Origin of the sequence: Corynebacterium sp. MSK041 (assembly GCF_030232265.1) — a bacterium.
Classification (GTDB): Bacteria; Actinomycetota; Actinomycetes; order Mycobacteriales; family Mycobacteriaceae; genus Corynebacterium.
This window is the reverse complement of record NZ_JASPJK010000005.1, coordinates 67,578-85,375: the sequence shown is the minus strand read 5'-3', so window position 1 is coordinate 85,375 and position 17,798 is coordinate 67,578. Positions and strand designations below refer to the sequence as shown.

16 protein-coding genes are annotated in these 17,798 nt (G+C 59.3%); 4 read left to right on the top strand and 12 right to left on the bottom strand.

What is annotated here, in order from left to right; translation table 11 throughout:
• Positions 1-104 precede the first annotated feature (104 nt).
• Complete coding sequence (locus QP968_RS06025; protein ID WP_284855500.1) at positions 105-737, top strand: DUF4282 domain-containing protein; 633 nt, start codon at positions 105-107, stop codon at positions 735-737.
• Positions 738-965: 228 nt separating this feature from the next.
• Here QP968_RS06025 and QP968_RS06020 read toward each other — a convergent pair whose 3' ends face one another.
• From QP968_RS06020 to QP968_RS05965, 12 genes are all read right to left on the bottom strand, one after another.
• Entirely contained in the window at positions 966-1,559 is a 594-nt protein-coding gene (locus tag QP968_RS06020) for a Maf family protein (protein WP_284855499.1), read from the bottom strand.
• 21 nt (positions 1,560-1,580) lie between these two features.
• Positions 1,581-1,787, bottom strand: coding sequence for an acyl-CoA carboxylase subunit epsilon (locus QP968_RS06015; RefSeq protein WP_284855498.1), 207 nt, complete (start codon positions 1,785-1,787; stop codon positions 1,581-1,583).
• A gap of 18 nt (positions 1,788-1,805) precedes the next feature.
• Complete coding sequence (locus QP968_RS06010; RefSeq protein ID WP_284855497.1) at positions 1,806-3,323, bottom strand: acyl-CoA carboxylase subunit beta; 1,518 nt, start codon at positions 3,321-3,323, stop codon at positions 1,806-1,808.
• 140 nt (positions 3,324-3,463) lie between these two features.
• On the bottom strand, positions 3,464-3,940 hold the full coding sequence (locus tag QP968_RS06005) for a carboxymuconolactone decarboxylase family protein (protein ID WP_284855496.1): 477 nt from the start codon (positions 3,938-3,940) through the stop codon (positions 3,464-3,466).
• A 45-nt stretch (positions 3,941-3,985) separates the two neighbouring features.
• Positions 3,986-4,660: a hypothetical protein gene (locus tag QP968_RS06000; RefSeq protein ID WP_284855495.1), complete on the bottom strand. Its 675-nt coding sequence runs from the start codon at positions 4,658-4,660 to the stop codon at positions 3,986-3,988.
• 41 nt (positions 4,661-4,701) lie between these two features.
• On the bottom strand, positions 4,702-6,453 hold the full coding sequence (locus QP968_RS05995; RefSeq protein ID WP_284855494.1) for an SWIM zinc finger family protein: 1,752 nt from the start codon (positions 6,451-6,453) through the stop codon (positions 4,702-4,704).
• Positions 6,454-6,544: 91 nt separating this feature from the next.
• A complete protein-coding gene (locus tag QP968_RS05990; RefSeq protein ID WP_284855493.1) occupies positions 6,545-7,090 on the bottom strand; it encodes an RNA polymerase sigma factor in 546 nt (181 codons plus the stop codon).
• A 107-nt stretch (positions 7,091-7,197) separates the two neighbouring features.
• On the bottom strand, positions 7,198-7,602 hold the full coding sequence (locus QP968_RS05985) for a hypothetical protein (protein ID WP_284855492.1): 405 nt from the start codon (positions 7,600-7,602) through the stop codon (positions 7,198-7,200).
• A gap of 66 nt (positions 7,603-7,668) precedes the next feature.
• Entirely contained in the window at positions 7,669-8,370 is a 702-nt protein-coding gene (locus QP968_RS05980) for a hypothetical protein (protein WP_284855491.1), read from the bottom strand.
• A gap of 112 nt (positions 8,371-8,482) precedes the next feature.
• Positions 8,483-10,306 carry an Hsp70 family protein gene (locus QP968_RS05975; RefSeq protein WP_284855490.1) on the bottom strand — a complete coding sequence of 608 codons (1,824 nt, stop codon included), beginning with the start codon at positions 10,304-10,306 and terminating at the stop codon, positions 8,483-8,485.
• Between the two features lie 36 nt (positions 10,307-10,342).
• A complete protein-coding gene (locus QP968_RS05970) occupies positions 10,343-11,752 on the bottom strand; it encodes a DUF7373 family lipoprotein (RefSeq protein ID WP_284855489.1) in 1,410 nt (469 codons plus the stop codon).
• 69 nt (positions 11,753-11,821) lie between these two features.
• Complete coding sequence (locus tag QP968_RS05965; RefSeq protein ID WP_284855488.1) at positions 11,822-13,174, bottom strand: DUF7373 family lipoprotein; 1,353 nt, start codon at positions 13,172-13,174, stop codon at positions 11,822-11,824.
• A 300-nt stretch (positions 13,175-13,474) separates the two neighbouring features.
• Between QP968_RS05965 and QP968_RS05960 the strand changes: the two genes are divergently transcribed.
• The 3 genes from QP968_RS05960 (at position 13,475) to QP968_RS05950 (ending at position 17,791) form a co-directional block, all read left to right on the top strand.
• Positions 13,475-15,301, top strand: a complete 1,827-nt coding sequence (locus tag QP968_RS05960) for a dynamin family protein (protein ID WP_284855487.1) — start codon at positions 13,475-13,477, stop codon at positions 15,299-15,301.
• Entirely contained in the window at positions 15,302-16,726 is a 1,425-nt protein-coding gene (locus QP968_RS05955) for a dynamin family protein (protein WP_284855486.1), read from the top strand.
• A gap of 90 nt (positions 16,727-16,816) precedes the next feature.
• Positions 16,817-17,791, top strand: a complete 975-nt coding sequence (locus tag QP968_RS05950) for a C39 family peptidase (protein WP_284855485.1) — start codon at positions 16,817-16,819, stop codon at positions 17,789-17,791.
• Positions 17,792-17,798 lie beyond the last annotated feature (7 nt).

The following is a 17,798-nucleotide window of genomic DNA, read 5'->3' as shown; positions in this document are numbered from 1 at the left end:
AATGCCAGCGCGCCCCACACCTGGCACTATGGCAATGGCTATTAGTGTTCTAATGGTTTTCTTACATATCGCCGAGACGAGAAAGATGAAGGACCGACGAATTCATGTCCACCCCATTTGATGAGAACAACAGCGCGTCTAACAACACCGGCGCTGATGCGAACCCGTCCAACTCCACGTGGCAGATGACTCCGCCGTCATCGTCTGCGTCTGATCCGACTGCCGCGAATGCTCCGTACGGCCAGCAGGCATACGGTGCGCAGTACGGCCAGTACCAACAGCAGGGGTACCAGCAGCAGGGGTACCAGCAGCAGGGCTACTATCCGGGCCAGCCAGATCAGCTGGGACAGCCGTTGCAGGCCGGATCAACCAAGAACCCGAACAGCTTCTTTGGAAAGCTGTTTGATCTGTCCTTCAAGCGCTTTGTCACCCTGGACAGCGCCCGGGTCATCTACATCCTTGCGCTCGTTCTCATTGGGTTGTTCTGGCTCGTTGGCCTCTTCTTCGCCTTTGGCTCGATGTTGGGGCTCAGCCAGCAAGGTTCGACAGGCGCCGGCATCTTCTTCCTGTTCATGTACTTGATCTTGGGTACATTCTGGAGCTTCATCCAGGTCGTTTTCGCCCGCCTTGGCATTGAGGCACTGGTGAATCTGTACCGGACCGCTGAAAACACCACCGAGCTCGTGGAGCAAGGCAAGGCTGACAGCGAGAAGGACGGTCAGGAGGACACCGAGTAAACCTTCGTGTAAGCCTTCGCGCTGAAACGCTGAAGCTAGGCCGCGCCGGGTGCCCAATGTGGGGTTCGGTGCGGTTTTCTTTGTGGTGCCAGCAGGAGCACCCGCCTGGATTGCCTCCAATCTGGTCTCGCTGCACGCTAAAACCCGCTATCTAGATCCCGCTATTCATCCCTTTTGGGCCGAATAGCTGGTACTAGGTAGCGGGTTCTAACTATTGGGTTCTAAGGGTTAGACACCCCAGAGATCGGAGGCGTTCACGCCAAAGGAATACAGCGCTCGGCGCAGCAGGGGCAGGGACAGGCCGATGACGCTGGTCTGGTCGCCTTCGATGGAATCAATGAACCAGCCGCCGAGGGCTTCCAAGGTGAAAGCGCCGGCGCACTGGAGGGGTTCGCCTGATCGGGCGTAGGCCTCGATGTCTGCATCGGAGACATCACCAAAGTGGATGCGGGTGGACACGGTGTCCACAACCCAGGTCCCGTTGAAACCGATCGCGTGGCCGGTGACCAGCTCAGCGGTGCGGCCACGTTGGGCCTGCCAACGGCGGATGGTTTCCTCAACGGTGTGGGGTTTGCCTTGGAGAGTGCCGCCAAGAAGCAGCATGGAATCACACCCCACCACGATGTCATCGGGGTAGTTCGGAGCCACGGCATCGGCCTTTGCGCGGGCGAGGGTAGTCACGGTGGTGGAGGGGGAGGCGCCACCAAGGGAGGCGATGATCGCGTCCTCATCCACGTGCGCCGGGTGCTGCAGTGGCTCCACACCGGCGTTGCGCAGAATCATCAAACGCGATGGAGACTGGGAAGCAAGAACCAGGCGCATGAGAACTGAACGACAACCGAATTAGAACAAGGTCTGCGAGTTAAACGCGGACGGGTTGAACACCACGGGGTCGTGGTTGCGCGGGGCGGGACGGCCCCACAGGTTGCGGTGACCACCGCCGGTGCGGGACTTGGCTTCCTGCTGCAGGTCCGTGAGCACCTGGGTCAGCGCGGCAAGTTCTTCCTCGGTGGGGTTGCCCTTCACCACCGTGAATAGGGGATTAGTCATGCTAGCTCCTTAGCCTCCTTACAGCGGAATGTTGCCATGCTTCTTCGGAATGGCGTAGACCACCTTGCGTTCAAGGAGGCGCAGCGCTTCGGTGACGTTTGCGCGGGTCTGGGATGGCTCGATCACAGCGTCAACGAGGCCACGTTCCGTAGCCACGTAGGGGGTCAGGTGGGTGGTGGCGTATTCGTCCGCGTCGACGCCGAGTTGTTCGGCGGCCGTAGTGGCGTCGGCAAGCGCGATCTGCGCGGTCGGCCATGCAAAGACCATGTCTGCGCCCAAGTCCTTTGAACCCATGACCACGTAGGACGGGCCGATAGCGCGGCGGAGGATCACGGTGATCTTGCCCACCTGGGCCTCGGCGTAGGCGAAGGCAAGGCCGGCGCCATGCTTTGCGGAGGCGAGGTGCTCTTCCTCCTCAGACGGGAAGAAACCAGGGGAGTCGACGAATTCAACGATGGGCAGGTTGAAGGAATCACACACGCGGATGAAGGACGCGGCCTTCGTTGCGGCTGCGTGGTCCAGGCAGCCAGCCAGCACGCTCGGCTGGTTAGCCACGATGCCCACCGCGCGACCAGAGATGTGCGCGAAGCCGGTGACGACATTGTCGGCGTAACCACGGCTGAGTTCTGTCAGACCCTTGTCGGTGATGCGGTTGATCACGTCGCGGACATCGTAGGAAGCAGCGATGCTATCCGGGATGAAGGTATCCAGGTCAGTGGTGTCCGGCTCCGTCGTGTTTTCGTTCAGGGGGGATGCTGCGCGGTTGTTCTCGGGCAGGAAAGCCACCAGGTCACGTACGGTCTGAACCGCCTCAAGGTCAGTCGGTGCGGTCAGGTGCGCCATGCCGGTGATCTGGGAGTGCACATCGGTGCTACCCAGGGACTTCGCGGTTGCTACGCGGCGCGTCACCTTGGTCACCGCGGACACGGAGGTCAGATGCATCGTGGCGGTTTTCACCATGACGGTGAGATCGCTCAACGGCACTAGCAGTGCCGGCAGGGATGCCACTTCACCAGCGACGATGGAGATCTGCGGCACAACGCCGGAAGCCTCCGTCGCCTTGCGCAGAATGCGCGCGGACATCGCGGCGGTCACCACACCTTCTTGCAGGCGCGCACCCGTCGAATCATGGATCGCAATGACAGGCACACCCGTCTTAATCGCCAGGTCGTAGATCTTCAGGATCTTCTCGGCGTACACCTCACCCAACTGGCCGTTGAAAATGGAGGAGTCGTGGGCGTAGACGGTGACCCGTCGGCCGTCGATAAGCCCGTAGCCCGTCACAACACCATCGGTGGTCGGCTTGATGCGATCCAAGCCGTAATCCTCCACGCGGTGACGCGCAAGCGCATCCGTTTCCACGAAAGTGTCTGTATCCAGCAACGCCTCAATGCGCTGGCGGGCTGTTGAAATACCCTTTTCACCTGCGGCGCGGGCGGCTTCGCTGCCCATCGGCTCACGTGCCTCCGCCAAACGGTTACGTAGATCTGCAATCTTTCCGGCGGTGGTGGTCATGTCGGGTTTCTTATCGGTCATAGCGCCTCAGTCTACGGGTTAGCTGTGAATAGATCAGGTCCTACACGGCCTATCGGTCCGCGCGTCCGCGATGTTTCGCCGGATGCTTATCGACGAGTCTTGGTCTACGGGGCGTCCAAATTCCCCATCAACGGGTCAGCTCACTTTTGCCCTAGATCAAAAGCTGTGACTCCGGAGAGGCTTGTTGGATCAAGGCGCGTGGTGATGCCGACTCGGTTCCAAGCGTTGATGGTGACAATAGCCATGAGGAGATCCCGCGCGCCCTTCTCACCATGCAGTTCCTCCACGCGCTCCCAAAGCGAATCAGGGACAGATTCCTCGCCGTGGATCTTGGTTACAGCATCTGTGAGCTCAAGTGCTGCACGTTCCTTCTCAGAAAAAGCGTCCGGAAAGTCAGTCCAGTTCTCGGTCTGGGTGATTTTGTCTTCTGTCCAACCGCCCTTTCGCGCATCACGACGATGCATTGCCAGGCAATAAACGCATTGGTTCAGAGCAGAAGCCCGAAGTTGCACAAGGTGGGAGAAGTCCTTTGCCACACGTGCGCGAACGTATGTTTCCAGTCCGAGCATGGGGGCGTAAGCGACCTTTGGAATAGGTTTCCGTTTATGTGTTGCCATGGGGGCGATTCTACGCTTCTCGGAGTTAGTTGGGCTGGCCCACGATTACCCATCATGCCCCAACAAGAACTTCGCATGCTGGTCGTTCCAGCGCGCACTGAATTCACTGCCGTTGCCGCTGACCGGCACCATAGACCCGTCACGTGGCTCGATGGTGGCGGTGAAGTGCGCGGTGATGCCTTCGGCGGTGGAGCGTGTGCGCTCACCCCAGATGAACTCGACGGCGCCGTCGGGGTTGGTGGTGACGCTTTCGACGCGGGTGAATAAGGTCATGTCGTCGACTGGTTCGCCATGGACATAGAAGGCAACACCGTCCGTCATGGATGCGCCAGTGTGTGCCGGGCGCTCCGCATCGCCGAGGCCACCGCGGAAGATGATCCAGCTAATCGGTGCGCACGGGTCGTAGTGGTTCTCAATGTCGTTGATCCAGAAGTTGTTGTCCTCCCAATCCCGCGCCGGCATGCGTCCAGGGGACTCGTGGTCCGGGTACTGCTCCTGTGGGTCCTTGGGCAGCGAAGAACACTTCTTGTCCGGTGCCGGCTTTTCCTCCGACGAGGGCTGCGCACTGCTGGATTGCGTCGACGCACCCTCATCTGCGGCAGCAACGGTGGTCATCGCGGATTCGTTGAGGGACTCCCCAGACGAGGAACAACCAGTGAGCACACCTCCTGCCAGCACAGTTGAAAGAGCCAGGGCAGCAACTCGGAGATGGGACTTCATGCCCCAACAGTGTAGTGGTGTGTTTGCAACCCTGAACCGGCTCAGAAACCCCACTCCGCGAACACATCCTTGACCACCGGGTGGCTACCGAACTCGGCTTTCAGTGCGCCTACCTGAAAGCCCCAGTAAGCATCGGTGTCCGGCGAGCCGGATACTTCCTTTGCTTTTTTCTTCAGTGTGAGCATCCGGTCCATCAAGCAGTTGAGCGTTGCACGCGTTGCCGGCATGTTCTCCTGGGCCAGGGCTCGGGATATCTGCTCCCGGATGTGCGTAAAGATCACGCCGAATGCCCACTCCGGGTCATACACCAGACCGACGTGTTCTGCGAAGTGGGCAGCCATGGATGTGCTGGGGGAGGCGGTGGTGATGAGGGTAAAGCCGACGTCGAAAAGCTTGAAATACGTTGCTGCCAGCAACATGTAATCCGGGTTGGTGGCGGCTTCCTCCACGGATTGCAGCACGAACATGGCTTCAGCAAAGTCCATGTCCGGGAGCCGGATGTAGTCGAGGAAACTCTCGATGCTCACGTCTTTCTCAAACCAGTAGCGGTGATACATCCGCGTACCGTCCGCACCGAAGTACTTCGCCGCCGCGGCGTACAGGACCTCCGGTGTGAGCTCCACCGGATCCGCACTATCCAGTGCCGCTGTGACAAGCTTCTCGGCGCCCAGATCCATCCCGTTGCGCTGATAAAACAACAGCAGTGCGTCATAGTTGCCGTACTCCGCGCACAGCCGCTTGACCTCCTGCATGTTGTTGCGCAGCAGGGCCACGTCGATCTCCAGAGGCAGGACATTCTCCGGATGCCGGGGACAGCGTGTGTGGGCTTTGGTGATGATGACATCAAGATCCTCATCTTCAAGCAGCTCTGCATAGTCCGCGAGATGCGGGCGTAGGTAACCGCCGGGGACCAAGAATATGTCCACGATCCAATCGACCAGAAGCTTTGTCGGCGGCTGGGTATCATGCGCGATGACCACGTGGTGCTGATACAGCTTCTCCAGCGCAACCACCACGCTCCCGACGGGATAAGTGATGCGATGTGTCCACGCGATAGCGTCAAAGATGAGACTCTCCAACGAACACAGGAGCTTGAGCTTGTCATTCTGGAAGTCCGTTGCATCAGCATGACTACGGATCACATTTCCCGCGTTCTCCAAGTTGTGCGCAGCCTCTTCCACTTTCTTTTCGGTATAGGCCACGTCGAACAGGAATTTGGCAAACTTCATCTCATCTTGCACCGCTTCCATCGCGGGCAACGGCTGCGAAGAAAATGGCAGAACATACTTGGTTACCGTGGGCTCAGCCAGCGGATTCTCATGCCGCAGTGCGTTGATCACATCCACCAGATCCTGCTTGCTCATGATCTCCAGCGTGCTGGTGACCACATCCTTGGTATCCACCACCACATCGTCATAGCGCCTGGTCGCATCAACCTCGTACTCTTCTTCGGCTTCCCCAACCAGCTTGGCAGTCAGCGGCCACTCGGGGTGCCACATCATCTGCAACGCCACCGCCACCGCGTGCTTGCACCAAACCCGTGGTACCGGGCACGTGCAGTGCACATTGAGACGATCCGCCACCATGGCACCGTCATCGGCTACCAGCTCAAACCGCACCACCCACACACCTGTGCCTAACACCTGCGCGGTAAAGGTTGACTCCGTTCGCACCAACGGCGTCATCTCCATGTCCAAGATCTCATCAGCACATATGAAGCTCTTCACATCAGCCAGTGCTGCCACGCCCGCCTCGCCCAGGGCCTGAATATGCTCCACCACGTTTTCTCTCATGCCCTCACGCTACAACGCGGGTGCGACATAGGTGGGCTGAGCTGCTCGAACGGGTGTGCGTTGCTTATCGACGGGTCAGTTCTTGGATGCGCTATCCCTGCAGCAGCTCGCGGAGGCTCTTGCGCGCCCGGTGCACGCGGACTTTGGTGGCGGAAAGTGAGGAGCCTTGGTGCTCGGCGATTTCGGCCAGGGTGAGGCCACCGATTTCGGCGAGGATGAGGGCTTCGCGGGAGTCTGCGGGGAGCGAGGCCAAGGCTGTACTCAACGCGTCATTATCCGCGATGGATTGCTCAAACTCGGCGAGGGGATCGGCGATCTCGAAGGAGGGGGAGTCCTCCGACTCGGAGTCGCGCGGTGCGTCGAGGGAGATCGTGGGTTTGCGGCGGCGCACAACCTCCAAGGAAGTGTTGGAGGCAATGCGGTAGATCCAGGTGGCAAAACCGGAATCACCGCGGAACGTAGGCAGGTTCTTCCATGCCAGGTACAGTGCCGCGGTGAATGCGTCCTCCGCATCGTGGTGGTTGGTGGTGATGCGGAGGCAGAGGTTGAAAAGTTTTCCTTCGTGCAGCTTCACCAGTTTGGCAAAGGCAGACTCATCGCCACCTTTAGCGTTTTGGAGAAGCTGGGACTCGGACATGTTTACTTTCGTGTGTACCGGGAAAACAAGTTACGCAAAAAGAATACTGTAACTTTGCCGCGCCGGGCTGAAGTAGTGGTGGGTGCGTGCTTTTGCAGGGGCACCCTTTACATGTCGTAGTCCCCGCTCATACCGGAATCTGAGGCCGAGTCAGAACCGGAATCAAATCCCGAATCAAAACCGGAGGAGAAGTCAGATCCGAGGTCAGATCCCAGGTCAGGGCCCAAATCTGGGTAGTCGAGCGCCGGGGAATCGGAAGTGTCCGTGGAGTCAGCCTCCGAGGACTCGACCGGCTCGGCGCCGGAGCCTGCGGAATCAGAATCCAGGGCGTCGGTGTCGGTGTTATCGGTGCCCTCTTCCCCCGCGAAGGGGTCGAAGGCATCCAGGTCGAAGGGTTCTTCGGTGGTAGGGACGATGTCCAGGGTGTCCCACTCTGGCCATTCGTCGGTGGTGAAGGCTGTGTGGAGGGCGCGCTCAAGCAATCCTTCGGGGACGGGCTCTTGGTTGATCATTGCGGCCTCCTTTCAGCCTGCTTCGTTGTCGTGCGCTGCAAAGTACAGGGGTGGGCGAGCGTCACGTTAGAACGAATCGTTGTAGTCCGTGTCCAGGTTATCTGCTGGGTTGTTCAGGTCCGAGTCCAGGGTGTTGTCCAGGGAACCTGAGGTGTCCTGGGTGCCCAAGTAGTCATTGATGGAGCCGAGGCCACCAGCGTAGTCACCTGCTTCGATCACGGTTTCGAGGATGCCATCGGAGTTATCCAGGTCGGAGTGGATCTCGTCGATGTTGCCATCACCATCGCGGTCAACGAGCTTGGTGTTGGCAAAGCCATCGCCGTCAGTGTCCAGGGAGATCTCATTGACGTAGCCGTCGCCGGTGGTGTCCTTGTACACCACGTCGGTGATGCCATCGCCGTCGAGGTCAACGCGGGACTCGACTACCTGGCCGTCCTCGATGAAGTCCTGCTGGAAGGTGGTGTTCGTCTTGGCATCAACGTAGGCCACGGTGTCAGCCGCGCCATCGTTGTCGGTGTCCACGGTGTAGGCGACGGTGCTGCTGTCGACCATCTCGCGCTGGGTTTCGAAGGTGCCGTCACCGTCGGTGTCAATCTCCTCGAGGGTGATGTCGCCCTTGCCGTCCAGGTGGAAGACGTGTGCGTTGCCGTCGTGGTCAACACCGTGGATCAGGTCGTTGGTGCCGTCAGCGTTGATGTCGCGTGCGCTGAGGTAGCCGAATTCTTCCGGGTTGAGCTCTGGGAGGTTGAGGTTGTTGTCACCGCTCATGATGGGTTCCTTTCTCAAGGGGTTGTGGTTGCTTACATATCTTTAGATGCGGAAGGCGCCCGGATGGTTACATCCAGGCGCCACATTTTTTTAAAAAGATTATTTCCGCAGGTTAGAGCAGGTTGTGGTGCTCCAGCCACTCGATAGCCTTCTCCGGGGAGGCGAAATCACGGGACTCAATCACCAGGCCAGTTTCAGCATTGGCGTAGTGGAGGGTGGCAGATGTGTCATTGTCCTTCGTGGCAATGGCAGCTGCGTTGTCAGTGGTCACCGGTTCAGCGTCAGACTTGTCGGTGTAGCGGCCCTGCTCAATAAGGGCCTTCTCACGCGAGCCGTCCTCCGTGTTGTACGCGAAGGTGATGCGCGGTGCGTCGTACGGGCTCGTTGCCTTGAAGTACGGCACGTTGTCGCCATTTAATGCCACTTCACAGGAGATAGAAGTTCCGGTGAGGGTACTTATGGTTGTGGTTCGGCGATGGCATGCCGCCGTTTCCGCGCTGATGGATTCTGGCAGCGCGTTGAGCACGTCCTCACCAGTTTGCTGTGTGGGAGCTTCCGTGGTCGGTTGGGTTTGCCCGGTGGTCTCCGTTGTTACGGTTTCTTGTGGTTCCTCGTTGGGTTTGTCGTTTGATTGCGGTTTGACGAACATCACAATTGCACCCACCAACGCAGCGACGGCCAAGATGGAGCCCACGGCGATTCCGATGATCTTGCCTTTCGACTTCTTGGCGGGCGCTGCCGAAGGCTGCGACTGATACGCGGACATCGGCTCCGTCATCGGTCGCTGTTGCTGTCCCGCCGGCTGGGGGGCTGGTTGCTGCGGTATTGGGGCAGCAGCAGTATGCAAACCAGTGACGATGGGCCCGACAGCGGAGATAGCGCCTTGGGCCACCACCATCTTCGGGTCATCCAGGGTTGCTACTGGGCCGAGTGCCTTAATTTCCTCCTGCACCAGTGGCACACGGGAAGAACCACCGGTGAGGTACAGGGCCTTGAGGTCGGTTGGGGTGTTAATTCCCGCGTCGATAAGCGTTGCTCGCGTGAGCTCTACGGCGCGCTGAACGGGGTGGCGGATGATGTCTTCGAATTCGGAGCGGGTGAGCTGCAAACGGATCGTTTCACCATCACCGGGGACAGAGATGGTGGCCGTTGGGTGCTCAGAGAGGAGCTCCTTGGCGCGACGGATACTGTCTTCCACCGCATGGCGGTCGGACAGGGGAGCGCGACGGCGCAGGTATTCGAGGTGCTCCGGGTAATCATCCTCCAGTTGCTGGTCCACCCAGCGGCGGATGAAAGCATCAAAGCTCTTGCCGCCAAGAGTGTTGTCACCGCGTGCGGCGATGATGTGGAAAGACCCATCCGGCTGCACCTGCAGCGCGGCCACGTCAAGGGTGCCGCCACCGAAGTCAAACACCGCGATCTTGTCGCCCGGTTCCAGCGGAGAGTTGGTGGAGTAGTACTGCGCAGCAGCCTTAGGCTCCGACACGGTGCGGATGGTGGTGGCGTTGAGGCCGAGTTTCTCCGCGGCATCCAGCAGCACCTTCACCTCAGCATCGGACCACGCCTCCGGGTGAGTGAGCACGAGCTCACTCGGGCGCTGATTGTTGTGCTCGCGGGAGGCGCGCTTCACCACAGAATCCAAAATGGCGGCAACCGGGGTAGAAGCCGGCACGTCATAGCCATTGATCTGGAACACTTGCTGCGGCACCACGCGCTTCGGTGCGGCCAAGAACCCGTCCGGGTTGTCCTCCGCCTTGTTCAGCGCCACATCACCAGTGTCCACGTGGTCAGGTGTTTCGATGTACACCGAAGACGTCATGGTCATCCGGTCATGGGAGAGGCTCACTGCCTCAACCCCACCGCGCGTCGGATTCGTGTGCGCTGCCGCGGTGTTGGATGTGCCGAAGTCGATGGACAAAATCCAGTCGTTGGACATGTCGGGTCCTTCCTAATCTATTTCCCGCATGGGAGCCTAGCTGTTCTCCACAGAGCTCGGGGAAGTGGCTTCGCTCGTGGGAGTGCCCGCGCTCGTCGGCGCTTTTTGCAAAATGAGGTACTGGGCAGCCATGGCCTGGGAGAGCTGGAGGCTGGGGGCGAGGACTGATTCCGCATCCTTATCGGTCCCTTCCACAGCGTCCGGGTCTTTCTTGGGTTCGAAGGCGCTAGCATGGGCAAAGTAATTCTCATACACCAGGTAGCAGGTGTATACCGTTCCGGCAGCACCGTCCTCTTTCTTGCATTCCATGCCCGGAACCTCTTGAGGGGCGTCCCACGGCTCATAATCCAGGTCCGCGGTGACGGCGTGCATGGTGGCCAAAATGAGCTTGGCGCCCTCAGGGTTCTTAGTGCGGAACAGTGACGTGTCCATCGTTGCCATGGCTTCGACCTTGGCTTGATCAATCATGGAGAGGATTTCGGGCACCTCCTTGTACCTGCCGGCCATACCGCGTGGCTCCAAGGCCATGGGGAGACCGCCCAGAGACTGTACTGACTGGTCCTTTGGGCTCAAGACCGTGTACTGCAAGATGTGTTTCGGGTCAAGGGGCGGCCATTCATCGGAGAAGCCATAACCTGCTGCAGTCTTATGGGTCTTCAAAGTATCCAAAATGGGGATCTGTTTGGAGAAGAAGGAAGATACGTATTCTCCCTGCCACTTCGTCGCTTCTGGGCCCGCATCGTCGTTGCCCTCATCGCCGCTCTTGTCGACGTATGCAGTGGACATGAGCAGATACTCCTTATGCACCTTCACCGCATCAAGGCCTTCGCCGTCAGCGGTGCGTACAGCCGTAGCATCATTATGGCCTGCCACTGGTTCTTCGGTGCCCGGGTTGTGCGGGTCACCCTCAAAGAAATACATCGAGCCTTCTGTGAGGTGTGTTTCTGTGAGAGCATCAGCCGCCTTTTGCGCGCTTTCCGGGTCTTCGAAACGGAGGACAAAGTTACCTACTGAGCGGCTCTTTGAAGCGTCATTGCCAAGGTAGGCATAGCCGAGCAGGAACTTTTCACCCAACGGATCCAGACGGTCAAGAGCCACCTTAGGCAAGTCCATACTGAGATTGTCGAGTTTCCACACACGGCGGTGAGCAGCATTGCGTGTGAATTCGTTGTTCACTTCATACGGCAGCAATGTGTTGTTGGCAAAGAGTGCCATTTCGGCCGATGGGCCCATCTCATCGTTCGTTTCGGGCCAACCCTTGTGGGGCTCGGTGGCGTAGGAACCGGTATCAAATTCCGGGCCAGTTGGTTCCGCAACCTCAACCGAGGTTGGTTCAGACGGGGCTTCGCCGCTTTTACCGATCCCGTCTAAGACGGAGCAGCCGGTGCTCAACAAAGCGGTCGCAGTCAGCATCGCTGCGAGCGGGAGAGAAGTGCGTTTCTTCATTGATCTTTCTTTCTACGCAGTCGGGTGGGTACACCCCTTAGACGGATGGTGGGGACAAAAGGTTACATGCTATTTCGTGGGAGCCTTCTCCAGAATGTAGTACTGGGCAGCAATGATTTGGGAGAGAGTCTTCTTCGGATCCAGTTCTTCGGCGCCTGAGTCAGGGGTTGTTTTGACCTCATCGTCGAGAGGATGTGATTCCGTGATGCCGGCGTGGGCGAAATAGTTCTTATAACGGAGGTAGCAGAAGTAGTAGGTCTGCCCGTCTCGAGGGGAGGCGTAACAGGTGGTGCCGGGGACGTTCTGCGGTTCGTCGTAAAGCTGTAGTGTTGCGGAGTCCTCCGAGTTTGAATCGATAGCCTTGAACGACGCTTCAATAAGGTCCGCGTTGGCTGCGTTAGACGCGCGAACAAGCGTTGTCTCTGATGCTGCAGCAGCTTCGATTTTGGCGCTATCGAACATTTTCAGAATCTCGGGAACGTTTGAGAACTGTGCCGCGAACAGCCGGCTATTCATGGACATAGGCACAACGCCAACGAGGTTTTTATCTTCCGGCTTCAGAACTGTGTAGCGCAAAATGTCATCTGGATCCACGTCCTGCCACTTATCAGACTTGCCGTAGCCTTCAGGGGTTTTGTGCGACGGGATCAGATCAATGAGTGGGAGCTGCTTATCCACAGTGGTATTCACATACTCCGACATCCAATCCATCGCCTCTGGTCCGCGCTGTGTCTCATTCCCATCCGCATCAACCTCCAGGTTGCTGGTGTAAACGTAAAGGACGTACTCGTCTTTTGGCACGAAGGCCCGGAGGATCTGGCGGCGCTCATCTTTGGAGGCAAGGATTGTTTCATTGCTGGGGAAGGTCACATTCTCCAACGGATAAGAAGAATCGGTGATGAAGTCGGTGCCACCTGCGGCTAGGAGCGCCTCATGCAAAACTTTCGCAGCCTCCTTTGCCGCCTCGGGGGAAACGAAACGGAGCAGTGCGTTCTCCGCACGGGAGTTGGTCAGGGTGTCCGATGCCCTTTGGCTGTAGCCAGTCAGGTAAGTCGGCTCTAAGGATGTGATTCTATCCGGCACACCCGTGGGCATAGTGTTTGTGAAAAGTTCAAACGTTGTTTGGCGTTGCGCGGTGAGTCCAAGCGTGAACCTGGGATCCACCTCGTAGGGCAGTAATGTGTTGCCACCGATGAGCGTGGTTTCTGTGATCGGACCGAGACTTTCCCACGTTTCCTCCGGCCAACCTGGGTGGGGTTCAGGCTTGTACGAACCGGTGTCATAGGCAGGGGCCATGGACAGTGATTCTTCAGAGGATTTAGTCGGTGCACCGTCCCCGCCCTTCAATGGGAGATCACAGCCGGTCAAAAGCAACGCACTCGCAATGGCGGTTGCGGCGACAGTGAGAAATTTAGAGGACACGGGCAAAACCTTTCTGCTTTAACGGAAGGATGTGCGCTACGCGTCCCCGCTGGCCACATAAGAAGGCCAGCAGGGGAGTAACGCTTTCACTCTGTTAGATGAACGCGCATGCGGAAAGGTTACATAAAGATTTTCTAAAGCTTTACACAGGTTCTTCAACTGTGCTGCTATGTGTAAACCAAGTTTTCTCGTGCGTCAGATCATGTGCCCATGACTGGGGCAGTAGATATACTTCCCTCTAGTTTTCAACCACGTCCAACTAACGTGTTCAACCACCGTGTTCCGGAAAGGCTCTGCTCAGTGTCCGATCAGCCCGATCAGTCCGATCAGCCCCAGGCCCCCACGAGAGGCCCGCGCGAAGAAGCGGCGCTGTGGATTGAGCGTGTGAGCGAGAAGATCCTCAACCCTTACGGCCGGGAGAAGTACGGCGAGCATGCCAAGGCGTTGGCGACGGCGGAAAACCAGGTCAACACAGTGATCCTGGTGGGGGAAGTGGGCCGTGGTAAAAGCTCCTTGGCCAATGCGTTGGTGGGCCGGCAGGGTGTTTCGCCCGCCGGGGCAGATTTCACCACCGTTATCCCGGTGGCGTTGACCTTGCCCACGGAGGATCTCGTGGCGGGGCAGGCGGCGTTGATGTCGGCGGACGGAGCGATCGTCGTTAAGCCAGAAGACCTTGCGCAGCGCGTGGACCGTGCGGCGCAGCACTTCGATGACTTTGTGCCCACGCGCGCGCACGTTGCGCTGGAATCCTCCATGATGGGCGACGCTGTGGTCATTGACGCGCCGGGTGTGGGCGGGATTTCCTCGATGGATTCGGCGGTGCACGCGGATTCGGAGCGGCAGGCCAGCGTGGTCGTGGTGGTCACGGATGCGTCGACCCCGTTGACCAAACCGGAGATGGACTTCCTCGCGCGGGCGCACGCGGTGAACGGCAACGTGGTGGTTGCTGTGACGAAGACGGATAAGAACTCGACGCGTTGGCGCGAGATCGTGGAGGAAGACAAGGCGCTCATTGCTACTCATTTGAATGAGCCGATTCCGGTGATCGGTGTGTCTTCGTTGTTGCCGTTCGTGGGCCTGCATACGTCCGATAGCGTTATCGACGATATTTCGGGCCTCGGGCAACTCCGTGCCGAGATCAGCGAGCGCTTTACCCGTGCACAATCCATCCCGGTGACCAAGGGCCTCAACATGGTGTTGGAGGGCCTGGAAGATGTGGACAAACAGATCCACCGCGATATTGAGGACGTGCGTGAGGCGGAGAAACTCCTGCCGGATCTGACTAATGATCTGGCGCGGCTGGAGGATCTGCAGCGCACGAGCAAGGAGTGGGAGCGCTTCTTCTACTCGGACCTGTCGCTGATGCGCACCCGCGCGATGGAACGCCTGGACACCGACGTGCAGGAGGTGAAGAAGAAGTGGACCGACTTCATTGCTAAACACGGCGTGAAGCTTTTGCGCAAGGATCCGCAGCACTTCACCCGCCTCATGGAGGAGGACTTCCAGCGCGCGGTGGTGGCCACCGTGGATTCTTTCGGCTGGGAAGTGGAAACGTACCTGCGGGAGAAGTTCGGGGCATCCCATATTCCGGATGAGATCATCGGGGATGTGCGCGCGCAGTTGAGTTTGGGTGAGCTGCACACCTCGGAGCTGCAGAACTACATGAAGGACACCTTCGACCCGATGATGCTCATGATGGGTTTTTCATCCGGGTCCACCATCGGTGGCTTGCTCGGTGCGGTGCTGGTGCCGGGCGTGGGCATTGTTGCCGGTGCCGGATTCGTGGCCATCACCTTTGGCTACCGCGCCATGCGCCAGGGCAAGTCTCACTTGCAGAACTGGCTGCGTGAGGCAGCGAACGCCGCGCAGAAGAACACCGGCAATGCGCTGCAGACCTTCATTGCTATTGCCCAGCCGCGTATTTCCATCCGCTACTCCGAGTTCTTGGCGCAGGAGATTAAGGCAACTCAGACGCGCATTAGAAAAATTGAGCATGATAAGAACAAGGCCGTTGAGAAGCGCGACCGGGAGTTGGCGCAGCTGAACACGAACCTCAAGGCTGTGCAGCGTTCCTACCGCGATGCCGAGATTTTGCTGCGTAAGATCGCGGCGCAGGAGATGGTGTAAATGGCCTCTATCCTTGACCTTTTGCTGGCAGAGCTCCAGGGGCTGTCCGCCCAGTCGCCGGAACTGGCTCAAGCTTGTGCGCCACTGACTGCGCGGGTGAGTACTCCGCCGCGCATTGTCATCGTTGGTCGCATCAAGGCGGGTAAGTCCACGCTGCTCAACGCCCTCGTCGGCGCCCCCGTGGCGGAGACCAAGGCGCTGGAAGCCACCAACGTGGTCACCGTGTACCAGTACGGCGCGCCGGATCGCGCGGAAGCGATGCTGCGCAACGGCCAGCGCGTGCCCATCCAGACCATGCGTGGGGAAGTGGCCGCGCTGCCTGCCCCGCCGGTGGACATCGCATTCATCGACAGGTGGATGCCAGCTAGCGCCGTGAGCAACTACACGCTCATCGATACACCAGGTCTAGCCACCCTCACGGATGAGAATGAGGCAACAACGCGCGCCGCGCTTATCGACGGCTACGAGCAGACCCGCAGCGCCTCCGTCGACGCCGACGCCGCCATGTTCCTTTTTGATTCGGCTCCCCGCCGCGACGAAGTGGAGTTCATCCAACAACTTGGCTTCACCCCGCTGAACACCATGGGCGTGCTCTCCCGCGCCGATTCTTTTGGTGAGGGTCCCTTGGGTCAGGAGGACCCGATGGTGGCTGCCGGCGACCACGCGCAGAAGCTGCAGCGTGAGCTCGCCTCCTACGTTGGCCGCGTCATGCCTGTCTCCGGTTTGCTTGCTCAAACCGCTGCCACCGGTGTGGTCACCGAATCCCTGACACGCCAGATTGCCCGCGTGACGGCGATGTCCCGCACGGAACTCATTACCGAACTGTTCACCGCTGAACCTGGTGGCAGCCGCAGCGCCATCAACCAGATCACCAACGTCATCGACGTGGTGGGGGAGTATGGCCTTTTCCTCGGCGCCGAAGAAGCAGCCAAGGGTGCCGCTACCTTCAACGAGTGGCTCACCCAATCCTCCGGCATCGGTGCCGTGCGCGACGTGCTGGAGAAGGAACTGTCCACCTACGCGTACCTCCACCGCGCCGGTGAGATCCTCGCCTCCATGGAAACCCTGGTGTACCGCCACCCCACCCACTCGGATGCCATCCGCCAGGCAGTATCCACCGTGCGCAACCACCCGGCTGCTCTCCCCGCCAAACTCCTGGTCACCCTGAAGGGTTTGCTCACATCCTCTGCGCAGAACATCTTCGTGGAAGAAGCCACCCGCCTGGCCGCCATCGGCAGCCCCGCCCAACGCCTTGGCCTGCCGGATGATGCCAACCCGTGGCAGATCCTCGACCGCATCCAGGAGAAGCGCCGGGAGATGCAAACCCTGTCCTTCGGCCTCCTCGACCCTTCGGAGGAACACGCGCTTGTCACCTTCGCCCAAGCCTATGACCAGCTTGAACGCAACGCCCAGGCGATGACGTAAAAGTTTTTCAAGAATCCGTGTAACCCTTTTGTCCCCTCGGACCGTCTAACGGTCAGAACATGAAAAGCACCACACCGAAAGGCCGTAACAATGTCCGACTTCTCCGCAGATCTGCCTGACTTCCTCAACGACATCGTTGAGAATGACGCCGACATCACCCCGAGCCCCCTCGACCCGATTGAGTCCAACCCTTACGCCTACCCGCAGGCACCGGACCCACAGCCCATTGAGACGGACATCGCCCAGCCGGACACCACTGAGGCTGATACCGCACCAGAAACCGATCCCGCGCCAATCGTGGACACCACGCCCGAACCTGACACCGACGCCACCCCGATCCTCGAGCCTGCCGACGAGGAAGTTACCCAGACGGTGGAACAGGACGAGCCCGCCCCGATCGCGGACGATGCCCCAGCCCCGGTTGAACCCGCCGACGACGTCCCGGTTATTGATGACTCCACCGGCCTCGAAGACGGCGTTGCTGGCAACCACTTCCTCTGGTCCGACGACTGGTTCTGGCAGGAAGTTGACGGCTACTGTGGCCCCACCGCCGCCGCATTCCTGCTCAACCAGTTCCAGGACGCCGGCATCTCCAACCCGGAGTACATGGTGGAGCGCGCCGTCAACCTCGGCCTCATGGGCGACCCGACTGAGGGCATGTACACCGAGGACCTGGCCACCCTGCTCACGGAGTCCGGCCTCCCCGCTGAGATGCAAACCTCCAACATGGAGGACCTGGCCATGAAGCTTAACGACGGCTACGGCATCATCGCCTGCGTCGACTCCGGCGAAATCTGGGGTGACCCCGAAGACGCCGTCCGCGAGGACAACCTGATGGACCACTTCCTCGTCGTCTCTGAGATCGACTTCAACCGCGGCGTAGTCACCCTCACCGACCCGGGCGCCCCTTACGGCAACGGCCTCGAAGTCCCCATCGACCAGTTCGAGGACGCCTGGGCCGACTCCGACCACACCATGGTTGCCACCACCAACGTCGACGCCGAACTCAGCGGCGCACCCGGCATGGCCATCGTCAACGCAACCCGCTCCGACGTGATTCGCTAAAGCACGA

What these genes read in the sequence shown, in the direction of transcription:
- QP968_RS06010 (WP_284855497.1), bottom strand. Translation starts at nt 3,323, where the DNA reads ATGACCGATAAGAAACCCGACATGACCACCACCGCCGGAAAGATTGCA.
- QP968_RS05950 (WP_284855485.1), top strand. Translation starts at nt 16,817, where the DNA reads ATGTCCGACTTCTCCGCAGATCTGCCTGACTTCCTCAACGACATCGTT.
- QP968_RS05995 (WP_284855494.1), bottom strand. Translation starts at nt 6,453, where the DNA reads ATGAGAGAAAACGTGGTGGAGCATATTCAGGCCCTGGGCGAGGCGGGC.
- QP968_RS05985 (WP_284855492.1), bottom strand. Translation starts at nt 7,602, where the DNA reads ATGATCAACCAAGAGCCCGTCCCCGAAGGATTGCTTGAGCGCGCCCTC.
- QP968_RS05955 (WP_284855486.1), top strand. Translation starts at nt 15,302, where the DNA reads ATGGCCTCTATCCTTGACCTTTTGCTGGCAGAGCTCCAGGGGCTGTCC.
- QP968_RS06005 (WP_284855496.1), bottom strand. Translation starts at nt 3,940, where the DNA reads ATGGCAACACATAAACGGAAACCTATTCCAAAGGTCGCTTACGCCCCC.
- QP968_RS05975 (WP_284855490.1), bottom strand. Translation starts at nt 10,306, where the DNA reads ATGTCCAACGACTGGATTTTGTCCATCGACTTCGGCACATCCAACACC.
- QP968_RS05990 (WP_284855493.1), bottom strand. Translation starts at nt 7,090, where the DNA reads ATGTCCGAGTCCCAGCTTCTCCAAAACGCTAAAGGTGGCGATGAGTCT.
- QP968_RS06025 (WP_284855500.1), top strand. Translation starts at nt 105, where the DNA reads ATGTCCACCCCATTTGATGAGAACAACAGCGCGTCTAACAACACCGGC.
- QP968_RS06015 (WP_284855498.1), bottom strand. Translation starts at nt 1,787, where the DNA reads ATGACTAATCCCCTATTCACGGTGGTGAAGGGCAACCCCACCGAGGAA.
- QP968_RS05970 (WP_284855489.1), bottom strand. Translation starts at nt 11,752, where the DNA reads ATGAAGAAACGCACTTCTCTCCCGCTCGCAGCGATGCTGACTGCGACC.
- QP968_RS05980 (WP_284855491.1), bottom strand. Translation starts at nt 8,370, where the DNA reads ATGAGCGGTGACAACAACCTCAACCTCCCAGAGCTCAACCCGGAAGAA.
- QP968_RS06020 (WP_284855499.1), bottom strand. Translation starts at nt 1,559, where the DNA reads ATGCGCCTGGTTCTTGCTTCCCAGTCTCCATCGCGTTTGATGATTCTG.
- QP968_RS06000 (WP_284855495.1), bottom strand. Translation starts at nt 4,660, where the DNA reads ATGAAGTCCCATCTCCGAGTTGCTGCCCTGGCTCTTTCAACTGTGCTG.